Below are 11,575 nucleotides of genomic sequence, written 5' to 3' on the forward strand. Positions count from 1 at the left end.
ACAAGGGGTCTGTTACTCCATTGCTCTAATACATCAATGTCGGTTATAGATAATTGACGTCCTTTTTGCTTTAACATATTAAATTAGCACTCCCTATCTGATGATAGGTATTTATTTCTACAAATATCTCTATTTTCCTTCCTGTTATGCTAAAAATATCTATTTTTGGTTATTATTGTTTGGAGTTTTTCAACAGTCTCCTAGCACCTCTAGCACCTATGTTACTATATTTATGGTCTATTTGCCAGCCTATACCAGCCACAAGAACCGTCTCCATGTGCTTAGCATTACACACTATAATTACGATTGTGCCATCAAAAGCATCTTCGAGGGTGTTATATACTGGTTCCCAATAAACACCGGTACTTTCCATCGCAACATGGCGGCAGTTCTCTTGTTGGAGCCATTGTTTCAATTGATCTAAACCATATGGAAGTGCTGAAAAAGTTTTAATTGTGACCTCTGGTTTTAGATCATTCGGGCCTTTGATTAAACAAGCTACAACTGTGTCTCGATGAACATCTAAGCCACAACAACATTCCAAGATAGCATCCAAAACTGTATTCACCTCAGCATTACCGTATTTTGGGCAGGCTTGGCAACCCGAGAAAAACAAAAATTAGTATTCGTGCTATCTCCAACTGGAGATGCGACAACGGTTTGTGCTCAAAGGCTGCCAGGTTAGGTTAATAAACGGGGTAATATCCACCAAAATTATTTCAACCTTTCTCTGCCTTTGCTAATAGTTTAGCTTAATATGGTAATTCTGAAAATGATCAAACTATCTCGTACTAATAAGTAAAGAAACCGCCCAATTTTCATGGACGGTTTGTGATCTGAAATCATGAAGGTTAATAAGTTAAGTGCCTGGCACTTCTCTCCCTAGCAGAATAGATATTTTAAGCAAAATATGGTATAATTTTTTAAAATGATAAGGTTGGTGAAATATATGAGATGGGAAGAAGTTAGGAAAATCTACCCAAATCAATACGTTCTCGTTAAAATATTAAATTCATACACAGTAGATAACAAAGAAATTATTGATGATGTTGCTATAATTCGAGGAATAACTGATCCAAAGGAAGCTACCCATGAATTGATGAAAAGTAAAGGTGACACCCTRGTATATCATACCAAGAATACAAAAATTGAGATTGAGATTCGACAATACCCTGGGTTTAGGAGAGTATTGTAATGAAACTCCATTACCGTGACGGGTTATTATTTACAACGCTTCGGATTTGCCATAGRGGTAAAGATATCCTGATAGAAAATATCGTTCTTGACACGGGTGCCTCACATACCATCATATCYCCAGATGCCGTTGAAAGTATTGGCATTACCATTGAGGATGATGACATGCTGGTGACCAGCTACGGTGTCGGTGGGAAACAATTTGCCTTTGTAAAAATGGTTGATAAAATTAAGTTTAATACCTTTACTGTAGAGGAATGTTATATTGATTTCGGTGTTATTGACATGGACGGGAAAATTAATGGGCTACTTGGTTTAGATTTACTAATGAAAGCAGGAGTTATAATAGACATGAAAAATTTATTATTGTACGAAGGAATTTAGGTGGTGCTTTATRAAATATCAGGTTTTCTCCTATAAGAATGTCACCAACGGGAGTCGGCCTGCCGGGGCACCGGCGCGAGGCTAGGAGAACAAGGGAGCCCCCGGAGGTTCCATTCCCCCAAAAAAGAAAAGAACTTGCACWTTAATTTAGTAAAATGCAAGTGTTTTTGTGCAATTTCCCGATTTACCGGGGGCGGTGCCTGGTTCCGTCCGGCGGTAACTTTTTGTGCTCGTATACAACTTTCATGCGAGACGGTACCTGGCACCGCCTGGGTAACCTTTCATTGAAACCACCAGACCCAAAAGGATGACTCGAAAAAAAGCACCTTCACTTTAGTTTAGTGAAGTGCCAGGCACCTTTTGACTCAAGAGAACCGTCCCCTTGATTCAGGTTGAAAGCCTTCCGAATCTTCTAAAAGGCTTTACAGATTTAACAATATTCGTATTCTATCTTCTACTACAGTTATAGTGCCTGGGGAAATCGCACCTATTTTTAATATAAGTCTCTCTTTGGAAATTGACCGAATATCCTCGCACTTAATGAAACTTCTCTCTTTTAATCCGCCTTCCGGCGGCAATATTTCGACATGGAAAGGTATGCCTTTATCTTTGGTGGTTATCGGAAGAACAACAACCAGGTCAGCCGGGCCGCTGTTGAATATGTCTACAGAAACGATAAGGGCGGGCCTTTTACCCGCCTGCTCGTGCCCACGGGTAGGGTTTAAGTCAACAGTCCAGACATCGCCACGGGACGGGTGCATTACCAATCTCTCCCTAAGCCGTCATTTAAGGTGGAATCCCACACGCTGCGTTCAGCTATTTCTTCTCCCCACGCTTGGGTGTTTTCTTTTAAAGCTGCATAAGCCTCATTTGCTTTTTTTAAAAACCACTGTCTTCGATACATTTCGATAGCTTTTTCAAGAATCGTCTGCATAGGTTCTTCCGCTTGCTTTGCGATTTGTTTAAGAACCTGTAAGGATGACGGATTAATCCGGACCGTAGGCATTTATTTCACGCCCCTATAAATAATATGCTACCAACAATAATACAATATTGTATACATAATTGTCAACATTACTCCCACGCTATTTTCTCCACATTATTATTTGCCACTTTTTTTCAGCCAACTATTCAATGACACAGTCAGACAAAAAGAAGGTCCCCTCGGAGGTCCTGGCCTTGTCGGGAACCTTCTTCAGTAAGTTAGCAAGTTTGATGCCTGGCACACCCACTCCCTATTGTTTGGTTTGGGCCAGGGCCTTTTGAATGGTGTTTTTGGCGGTTTCTTTATCCGTAACGTCAATTATTTGTTCAAATACCCAGTCCAGTATGGGTTCGCTGGTGATGGTTTTGACCATTTGCTGCAGTTCAAAGGATTCAATACCAAGTTTTCTGTATAGTATTTTGCAGATAACATCAGCCTTGCCTTCGGCCTTGCCTTTGGCCATAGCTTCTTCTCGTTCTTGCTTTACCCATTCTTGATAAATCGGTGATTCCATGATCATTTCCCTCCTTATCATGGATTGTATTAGTTCAGAGGTGTATTTGCTTCCTTTTCGTCCCGCTATGATGGCCATGGCGGCCAGTAAGTCCTGCTGCAGTGATTGGTCCGGCAGTTTTTGTATGGTTGCTATACTTTCCTGCAGCACTTGTTCGGGTTGTTCTTTTGGTTTTTGCCCTTTCATGAGGGGCAGCAGGGGGTAGAGCCCTGCCAATTCGTTCTCTATCACTGTCTGGCGGGATTCTTCCCAGATTCTTATGACCCGGTATTGGTAGTCCAGCATGGTGGATTCACCCCACCGGTCGCTTAACCGGTGCAGTTTGTTGTCATTTTCCGGGTAAAAGAATATGACCACCTGTCTGATCGGCGGGGTTCCCTGGCCGTTCTTCAGGCTCGCTTCCCAAATATCGCTGCGGTATCTCAGCATCCGGGCTGGCAGTGTTACGTCGTAGTAGCCCATGGGTTCAAAGTTTATCAGGTAACTGCCGCGTGCCGGGTCTTCTACTTCCAGCACATGATCCAGGCGGGATTGCTGTTTAGGGGTGTATTCTGTTTGGTACGGCCGTATCCATTCTTCCCGGCATTGTGGTTCCACAAATTTTACCCAGTCTGCCGGCCGCCGCTGAAAAAGCCGCTTCATGGGGATGTCTATGCTGAGCATTGGATGGTTTCCCACCTTTATATCTGTATTGTACCACATTCCTTTGAGTTCCAGAGATGTTATTGTTTAGTGAAGTGCCAGGGATCACCTCTTCTCCTTCCATGGCTTTTGGTTATCTGACATTTTCTTGCTTATTTGTTCGCCTCCCTGACGATAGCTGCCGCTTCATCCAGGCTGTTAACAGTGTAGATTTTGTTAATGATTTTATCCAGGATTACTAAGTCATTAATTCTCTGGACCTCAGCTTGCAAGTCGATGGACGTCTTAGGAAACCTGGCTTCCAGGTATTTGCAGATGGCCTCTTGGGCCATCTTTGCTTTGCCCTCAGCTTTAGCTCCGCTAACCATAGAGATTTCGTCTCTGGCGGCTTTTTCCCGCAGCTCATACAGCCGGCGCTCTTGCTGGTTCTTGAAGAATATCTGCTCAATGGTCATGGCCTTGCGAATGCCGGGGTTTCCCATAGCGATCTCCTCCATTCCACATTTACCAGTGCTCCTGCGACTGTCCTGGCCAGTATGTCCAGCCGAGCCGCTTTGTCCAGGAGGTATTTGGGGTCAATCTCCCGGTCCAGTAATTCTACATCATGCAGTTCCTGGCCCGGCGGTGGCTTTAAAACTGCGTTAAGAAAACTGATGAGTGCCTCTTTGCCTTCTTCCGATCCGAGTATCCTCTTGAAGGCATAGTCATTTATTCTGTTGATGGGCTTAAACTCCAATTGTTCTCACCCCTTTCCCTTTGTTTCTCTTGCCAACATTATACCAGATTCTTAATTACTACTTAATATCCTGCTTTGACGCAGTGGATGCCACAGTAACCGGAGAACAGCGTACTTCTGCCGGAATTAATACTCCGAAGATGCAGTTCAGATCATGCACAAAGCCCCGGCAAGAGATTATTTTCTTCCGAGGCTTCCTGGGTATATGCAATATTATAATATATTCTTACGGCGGCGTTTGTTTCGGTTTTTGTCTCTACTGCTGGGGCAACGGGCAATCACTCACTCTCCGTTTCCAGAGTGCACAGGCCGTACTCCTGCGGGATGGCCTACCGGGAGGCTATAATAAGTTAGGTGCCTGGCAGGGATTGCTTGTTAGGGATGCCCCGGCTCCCTTCGCTGGTCAGCATCAGTTTCCATTTCATTCTTCAGCCCCAAGACGGTCTCCCAGGACAGTCCGGTTATCTCAGCCACGTCTTCTACGGAAAAGCCTTTTCTCAACGCTGCCTTTGCAACTTCCACTTTACCTTCCACTTTGCCTTCAATTTTGCCTTCAATTTTGCCTTCAATTTTGCCTTCAGCTTTGCCTTCAATTTTGCCTTCGATCCTAGCCGCTCTTTGCATCTCATCTAACGTCCGTTCAATGTTGGTGATCATCTTCTCCACCTCCCGGGGATCGTTTTCCTCCAGCACGCGTTCTACCTCTTCTTGCAGGGGTCCCGGCAATTTGCGCTTGATGACGTTCTTCAGCCACACCGTCACCTGCCGGAACTGCTCTGGGGTCATGCCCTCCAGCACGCCGGCGAGCTTCCTGAGCCGGGGCGCCAGCTCCAGGGGRTCCACGRTCTGATCCAGGTAGAACACGCTGGACACCACGTTGGCCGCCCGGTGCAGCTCTTCCTCGCTGTAGCGTACTACGTCGAAGAGGATGTAGGAGAAGTCCAGCAGGCGACCGGGGAACCGCTCGTGCCCCGACTGGTACTCCCTGAAGCTCCTGCWGGCCGTCCAGCCTCTCTCGCCGTTGTAGATGACGGCGGGGACGATGGCCGGCAGCCGGAAGCCCTTGCGCCTCCGCTCTTTCTCCGGGGTATTGTTGTAGACATCCCGCCATATTTCCAGCATGTATTGCAGCAAGCGGAAGGGCATGGTGTGGTCCACGGTGGACTGCAGTTCCAGCAGGACGTAGAATATAACGTCGCCGCCTTTCGTCTTCAGGCGGTAGATAATATCTGCTTCTTTCTCGCTGAAATCCTGCAGAATATATGATTTTTCCACCCGCACCAGGCTGTCTTCGTCTATGTCTTTCGTCCAGTCCTCCCGGACAAAGGTCTTGAGCAGATCCAGAAAGGCCCGCTTGCTGGAGAGAAGTTCTCTGTATCCCTTATCGTGGGTGTGGTGGTAGAGCAGTCTATCGGGCACGGGATCAATCCTCCTGTGGCTGTATTATACCATATCGGGCGGGAAATTGACACGGTGCGGAGCTAGCGAAAAAAATGCCCCCGCCGGTTCGTGACCGGCTGGGGCATCTTCATTCGGCACAATAGAACCGTCCCCTTGTGCTCCTATGCAGTCAGCCCCCGGATTGGCACCAGGCGAAAAAAAACACTAACCTTTATTTAAGAAAGTTGGAATTTCTGTTAACGACTATACCCCCAGAATATATTAGCAGCATAGCCGCTTGGTACGACTATGGCTGCTAATAGAATAAACATATGGAATAAACTGGCGTTTATTCCACTCCCAGGGTTGGTGTATAATTAATTTGTTGCTTAAAAGGGGGTGCTAAGAAATAAAAATGAGTGGAATAAACTTATTGACCGGCTTTTTACAGCATACCCGTTACCAAAAGGTTAAAAAACTACAGACTCTATAGAAAGAGAAAGGCCTTACCCTTTTAGGGTAAGGCTTCTCTTGTTTAGTGAAGTGCCAGGCACTTTTTGACTCACGAGAACCGTCCCCTTGATTCTTCCGTTAGTTAAATCAACAATAACAGCAATAGGTGCGTTTTCTTTTACAGACTGAATCCCATTTTCGCATCCCTGTTTAGTATCGTATCCTTCACTCTGAGCTATAATTTCACCATTTTTTGCAATCAATCTAAACCTAAACTGCCCTTTAGAATCTTTGAATATTTCGAATTTTGGTTTTTTATAATCTTCAGAAAGTAACACTTTTTAACACCTCGCATTAATCTGGATATAATAGATACCAATACTTTGGGTAGCCTTTCATTGAAACCACCAGACCCAAAAAGACAACCCGGAAAAAAGTACCTTCACTTTAGTTTAGTGAAGTACCAGGCACTTTTTGACTCAAGAGAACCGTCCCCTTGATTCAGGAGCAACCTCGATTTTGATGATTTAAATTAATGATTTCAAAACAGCCTTTAGAAAACCAATATCGTTTCTGTTGTGGCTTACATCCCACGTATTTTTAATTAAATCGTAACCTATCAAACCTCCCAAATCATAATTTCTTTTATTATTTTTTAATAAACAATCTAAATACATTTGCACAGGAAACAGTAGTTTTGAAAAAGTGCCAGGGTTGGTTGTTTTTGATTCCGTCTTATTATCCTCAAATTTAACATACAAGTTTCCGCATTCATCAACCCATAAAGAATATTCAATTTGGCCATCTCCACCAGACTTGTCAGCACTTAAAACAAGGTTTTTACCAATTCTATTTATTTTAATCTCAGGTCACCTCTGTGATCTTATTACACATCAGCCGCAAGCCCATCCTTATGTATCCCAAAATAGTTATGTTACTTTATTCAAAACACAACCTACTTTATTTTATTGACTTAGACTATAATGTTATGGGAGACTGCCCCCCATCTTACAAACAACACCTTAACGCTTTAATGTGATGGGGGAGTGTCCCCTTTTGGGAGGGACTGGAAGCCCCTTGTAGGGCTGCCAGGATCGACCTCGATTAAGATCTTTCAGGAGTGACTGCAATTAGCTCGTAATCTACTTCGCTTGGATTCAACCCTAAGTCCTTTACTACTTGCTCAGGGGTTCGATAATGAATTCCTTGATCGATTCTATCAATCAACTCTTTCTCATTTCCATAAGCATCTTCTTGTATGACAGATATCACTTGAAAGCAACCGCCAGCTCCACATTTTTCGCTAGTTATATAATCAGCATAAATTCTAATCATTTTGTACCAAATATACCTTCTTTCTTTTTTCCCTAGATGTTATAAAATGTGCAAAACTTTAGAACAAGAAAAGTCATGGTCACTTTGCGCGACCATGGCTACTTAACTTGATGACAGTTTTAGGAAATCCCGAACCGTCCCTGTGGCTGGTGGTAAAATGCAAGTGTTTTTGTGCAATTTTCCCGATTTACCGGGGGCGGTGCCTGGTTCCGTCCGGCGGTAACTTTTTGTGCTCGTATACAACTTTCATGCGAGACGGTACCTGGCACCGCCTGGGCAGCCTTTCATTGAAACCACCAGACCCAAAAGGATGACCCGGAAAAGAAAAAGTACCGTCACTTTAGTTTAGTGAAGTGCCAGGCACTTTTTGGAAATCCCTGGCAGCGTTTTTCTGCCAGGGATTTCCTCGAGCATATCTGCACTGTAACATTCCCGCATACACCATAGATTAACCTTTATCTTCTTTCCCGCAAGGTATACAGTGGCTTCTCCCCAATCCACCTGTATCGCTTCGCCTGGGTCAAAGGAAAGGGGGATGAAGACTTTTCCCTGCTTGGCTTTGAGCTCAGCCACTATCTCTCGAATTGTTGATTGACCACCGGAGAAACCTTTCTCATCAATTAATCTGTCGTAGATCCTCTTTGCCGTGTGCTTCTGCTTTTTAATATTTTCCGTATCATCTGAGGCAAGACAGGATTTAATAAATTCTAGTACATCATCGGTTACAACATATTTGTTGCGACCACTAGTACCTTGCCTCTCCCAGGGAACGTTTGAGCCATCGAAATACCGCTTAACAGTGTTTCTTGACACGCCAAGAATTGTTGCTATCTTTCGCTGGGAAAGACCTTCGTGCTCATGTAGATAACGGATTTTCTCGTAAATCTCCACTTCAATAGCCACTCCTTTGCCTCCTGCATCATCAGATTTAATTATCTGATTTTACAGTTTTTTCATCTTAAGTGGCTCACTTTTATTCTAGCGTTTATACTCTATTTTCTCAATTGACTAATAATTCTTGCATTAATAACAATTTTCCTCTTTTTTAGATACACTTTTAGCATTCTTTTCCAGATAGCAGAGAAACCTCTTGACAAAGGTTCCGATAATAGTACTTATTTATAAACGAAGGAGTATACTTTAGTTCGTTAAGTTATTAACTTGCTGAGGGACTGTCCCCTTTTGGGTTTTCGCGGGCAGAATAGATATTTTAAGCAAAATATAGTATAATTTTTTAAAATGATAAGGTTGGTGAAATATATGAGATGGGAAGAAGTTAGGAAAATCTACCCAAATCAATACGTTCTCGTTAAAATATTAAATTCATACAYAGTAGATAACAAAGAAATTATTGATGATGTTGCTATAATTCGAGGAATAACTGATCCAAAGGAAGCTACCCATGAATTGATGAAAAGTAAAGGTGACACCCTRGTATATCATACCAAGAATACAAAAATTGAGATTGAGATTCGACAATACCTGGGTTTAGGAGAGTATTGTAATGAAACTCCATTACCGTGACGGGTTATTATTTACAACGCTTCGGATTTGCCATAGRGGTAAAGATATCCTGATAGAAAATATCGTTCTTGACACGGGTGCCTCACATACCATCATATCYCCAGATGCCGTTGAAAGTATTGGCATTACCATTGAGGATGATGACATGCTGGTGACCAGCTACGGTGTCGGTGGGAAACAATTTGCCTTTGTAAAAATGGTTGATAAAATTAAGTTTAATACCTTTACTGTAGAGGAATGTTATATTGATTTCGGTGTTATTGACATGGACGGGAAAATTAATGGGCTACTTGGTTTAGATTTACTAATGAAAGCAGGAGTTATMATAGACATGAAAAATTTATTATTGTACGAAGAATTTAGGTGGTGCTTTATGAAATATCAGGTTTTCTCCTATAAGAATGTCACCAACGGGAGTCGGCCTSCCGGGGCACCGGCGCGAGGCCAGGAGAACRAGGGAGCCCCCGGAGGTTCCATTCCCCCAAAAAAGAAAAGAACKTGCACTTTAATTTMGTAAAATGCAAGTGTTTTTTGGTGCAATTTTCCCRATTTACCGGGGGCGGTGCCTGGTTCCGTCCGCCGGTAACTTTTTGTGCTCGTATACAACTTTCATGCGAGACGGTACCTGGCACCGCCTRGGTAGCCTTTCATTGAAACCACCAGACCYAAAAGGATGACCCGGAAAAGAAAAAGTACCGTCACTTTAGTTTAGTGAAGTGCCAGGCACTTTTTGGAAATCCCTGGCAGCGGTTTTCTGCCAGGGATTTCCTAAATTTTTTTATATTGTAATAAGTTTAGTGCTTGGCACTGTTACTTTTGGGTTGCCTCCCTGACAATAGCTGCCGCTTCTTCCATACTGTTAACTGCATAGATTTTGTTGATGATTTTATCAAGGATGACTATGTCATTAATTTTCTGGATATCTCTCTGTAAACCAGCGGAATCTTCAGGGAACCTGGTGTCCAAGAATTTGCAGATAGCCTCCTGAGCCATTGCAACCTTACCTTTAGCCTCTCCCTCGGCCAGGCTCCTGCCACCATGGAGATTTCGTCCCTGGCAGCCTTTTCCCGCAGCTCATATAGACGACGCTCTTGCTGGTTCTTGAAGAATATCTGCTCAATGGTCATGGCCTTGCGAATGCCGGGGTTTCCCATGGCGATCTCCTCCATTTCTTCTCCAACAATGTTATTGAAGTACAAAAGCCACTCTTCCAGCGCATCTTTCGGCCTGCGCTGCAGCCGGATGAACTTCTCCAGCTCCAAAAATGAATTTCCAGTTCATCGTTCAGTAACTCACCGGTCTCGTCTTCCCTGATGCGGAAGGTGTGTTGGTACTTTGTCTTGCCTTTGAACCAATCAAAGCCCAGGATGTTTATGGTGATGGTTTTCCTGAGGTGGATGAAATCTTGCCCGCTGCTTAACTGCCCGTGGTAGAGCCATGCCCAGTAGAACAGGGTGCGCTTGTCGATATTATATTTATTCGCTATCTGGACTTCCACATTTACCAGCGCTCCTGCGGCTGTCCTGGCCAGTATGTCCAGCCGGGCCGCTTTGTCCAGCAGGTACYTGGGGTCCAGCTCCCGGTCCAGTAATTCTACATCATGCAGTTCCTGGCCCGGCGGTGGCTTTAAAACTGCGTTAAGGAAACTGATGAGCGCCTCTTTGCCCTCTTCCGATCCCAGTATCCTTTTAAAGGCGTAGTCGTTTGTCCTGTTGATGGGCTTAAACTCCAATATTTTTTACCCCCCTTTCCCTTTGTTTCTCCTGCCAACATTATACCAGATTCTCAATTATTCCTTAATATCCTACCTGATACAGGAATGCACAAAGCCCCGGCAAGAGTTAAACAAATTCAAGTCAAGAACCGTCCCCGACTTGAATTTCGACCCCTTCGGCGGAAAAGGAAAGACCCCCGGAGGTTCTCTCCGGAGGCCCTTTTCTGACTCGATCACAATAAGTTAATAAGTTTGGTGCCTGGCACCATTCAATACTGGCAGGGTCTCTTTTGAAATGCGAAAAAGGGCCTGACCGGAAATTCGTCCGATCAGACCCGAGTCTGGCACCGTGTTTTGCTATTGCCGGGATTGCTTGTTAGGGATGCCCCGGCTCCCTTCGCTGGTCAGCATCAGTTTTCCATTTCATTCTTCAGCCCCAAGACGGTCTCCCAGGACAGTCCGGTTATCTCAGCCACGTCTTCTACGGAAAAGCCTTTTCTCAACGCTGCTTTTGCAACTTCCACTTTGCCTTCATCTTTGCCTTCGATCCTAGCCGCCCTTTGCATCTCATCTAACGTCCGTTCAATGTTGGTGATCATCTTCTCCACCTCCCGGGGATCGTTTTCCTCCAGCACGCGTTCTACCTCTTCTTGCAGGGGTCCCGGCAATTTGCGCTTGATGACGTTCTTCAGCCACACCGTCACCTGCCGGAAC

11 protein-coding genes and 4 pseudogenes are annotated in these 11,575 nt (G+C 44.3%); 4 read left to right on the forward strand and 11 right to left on the reverse strand.

The window, feature by feature from the left end; translation table 11 throughout:
- Positions 1–265: 265 nt before the first annotated feature.
- A pseudogene (locus P378_RS02600) lies at positions 266–556 on the reverse strand (IS110 family transposase); the annotation flags it as partial.
- Between the two features lie 393 nt (positions 557–949).
- Here P378_RS02600 and P378_RS02605 point away from each other — a divergent pair.
- Together P378_RS02605 and P378_RS02610 are read left to right on the forward strand one after the other, a co-directional pair.
- Complete coding sequence (locus P378_RS02605; protein WP_099082169.1) at positions 950–1,195, forward strand: hypothetical protein; 246 nt, start codon at positions 950–952, stop codon at positions 1,193–1,195.
- Positions 1,195–1,578, forward strand: a complete 384-nt coding sequence (locus P378_RS02610; protein WP_099082170.1) for a retropepsin-like aspartic protease — start codon at positions 1,195–1,197, stop codon at positions 1,576–1,578. Before P378_RS02605 ends, P378_RS02610 begins: the two co-directional genes overlap by 1 nt.
- 422 nt (positions 1,579–2,000) lie before the next feature.
- On the opposite strand, the gene P378_RS02615 is transcribed toward P378_RS02610, so the two are convergent.
- The 8 genes and pseudogenes from P378_RS02615 to P378_RS02650 all read right to left on the reverse strand — a co-directional run bounded on the left by P378_RS02615 (position 2,001) and on the right by P378_RS02650 (position 8,526).
- Positions 2,001–2,339: a type II toxin-antitoxin system PemK/MazF family toxin gene (locus P378_RS02615; protein WP_099082171.1), complete on the reverse strand. Its 339-nt coding sequence runs from the start codon at positions 2,337–2,339 to the stop codon at positions 2,001–2,003.
- Complete coding sequence (locus P378_RS02620; protein WP_099082172.1) at positions 2,339–2,584, reverse strand: toxin-antitoxin system protein; 246 nt, start codon at positions 2,582–2,584, stop codon at positions 2,339–2,341. The genes P378_RS02615 and P378_RS02620 overlap by 1 nt, the downstream gene beginning before the upstream one ends.
- A 229-nt stretch (positions 2,585–2,813) precedes the next feature.
- A complete protein-coding gene (locus tag P378_RS02625) occupies positions 2,814–3,740 on the reverse strand; it encodes an RpnC/YadD family protein (protein ID WP_099082173.1) in 927 nt (308 codons plus the stop codon).
- Between the two features lie 131 nt (positions 3,741–3,871).
- Positions 3,872–4,455, reverse strand: a pseudogene (locus P378_RS23945) (PD-(D/E)XK nuclease family transposase).
- A gap of 375 nt (positions 4,456–4,830) precedes the next feature.
- Positions 4,831–5,874 carry an Rpn family recombination-promoting nuclease/putative transposase gene (locus P378_RS02635; protein WP_099082174.1) on the reverse strand — a complete coding sequence of 348 codons (1,044 nt, stop codon included), beginning with the start codon at positions 5,872–5,874 and terminating at the stop codon, positions 4,831–4,833.
- A gap of 467 nt (positions 5,875–6,341) precedes the next feature.
- Positions 6,342–6,626: a YegP family protein gene (locus P378_RS02640; protein WP_099082175.1), complete on the reverse strand. Its 285-nt coding sequence runs from the start codon at positions 6,624–6,626 to the stop codon at positions 6,342–6,344.
- Positions 6,627–7,392: 766 nt separating this feature from the next.
- The gene (locus P378_RS02645) at positions 7,393–7,623 is read right to left on the reverse strand and encodes a hypothetical protein (protein ID WP_099082176.1); all 231 of its coding nucleotides are present in this window, start codon (positions 7,621–7,623) and stop codon (positions 7,393–7,395) included.
- Positions 7,624–7,968: 345 nt separating this feature from the next.
- Entirely contained in the window at positions 7,969–8,526 is a 558-nt protein-coding gene (locus tag P378_RS02650; protein ID WP_207653981.1) for a helix-turn-helix domain-containing protein, read from the reverse strand.
- 357 nt (positions 8,527–8,883) lie between these two features.
- Here P378_RS02650 and P378_RS02655 point away from each other — a divergent pair, with 357 nt between their 5' ends.
- Both P378_RS02655 and P378_RS02660 read left to right on the forward strand, forming a co-directional pair.
- Positions 8,884–9,147 (forward strand): hypothetical protein, encoded by a 264-nt coding sequence (locus P378_RS02655; protein WP_099082177.1) that lies wholly within the window; start codon positions 8,884–8,886, stop codon positions 9,145–9,147.
- Entirely contained in the window at positions 9,128–9,664 is a 537-nt protein-coding gene (locus P378_RS02660; RefSeq protein ID WP_099082178.1) for a retropepsin-like aspartic protease, read from the forward strand. Before P378_RS02655 ends, P378_RS02660 begins: the two co-directional genes overlap by 20 nt.
- Positions 9,665–9,957: 293 nt before the next feature.
- Here P378_RS02660 and P378_RS02665 read toward each other — a convergent pair.
- Positions 9,958–10,879 (reverse strand): annotated as a pseudogene (locus P378_RS02665) (Rpn family recombination-promoting nuclease/putative transposase).
- A 392-nt stretch (positions 10,880–11,271) separates the two neighbouring features.
- Positions 11,272–11,575: pseudogene (locus tag P378_RS02670) on the reverse strand (Rpn family recombination-promoting nuclease/putative transposase); the annotation flags it as partial.

Source organism: Desulforamulus profundi (assembly GCF_002607855.1).

Bases quoted from the DNA above. Each gene is read 5' to 3' on its own strand.
- P378_RS02615 (WP_099082171.1), bottom strand. From the start codon at position 2,339: ATGCACCCGTCCCGTGGCGATGTCTGGACTGTTGACTTAAACCCTACC.
- P378_RS02645 (WP_099082176.1), bottom strand. From the start codon at position 7,623: ATGATTAGAATTTATGCTGATTATATAACTAGCGAAAAATGTGGAGCT.
- P378_RS02620 (WP_099082172.1), bottom strand. From the start codon at position 2,584: ATGCCTACGGTCCGGATTAATCCGTCATCCTTACAGGTTCTTAAACAA.
- P378_RS02625 (WP_099082173.1), bottom strand. From the start codon at position 3,740: ATGCTCAGCATAGACATCCCCATGAAGCGGCTTTTTCAGCGGCGGCCG.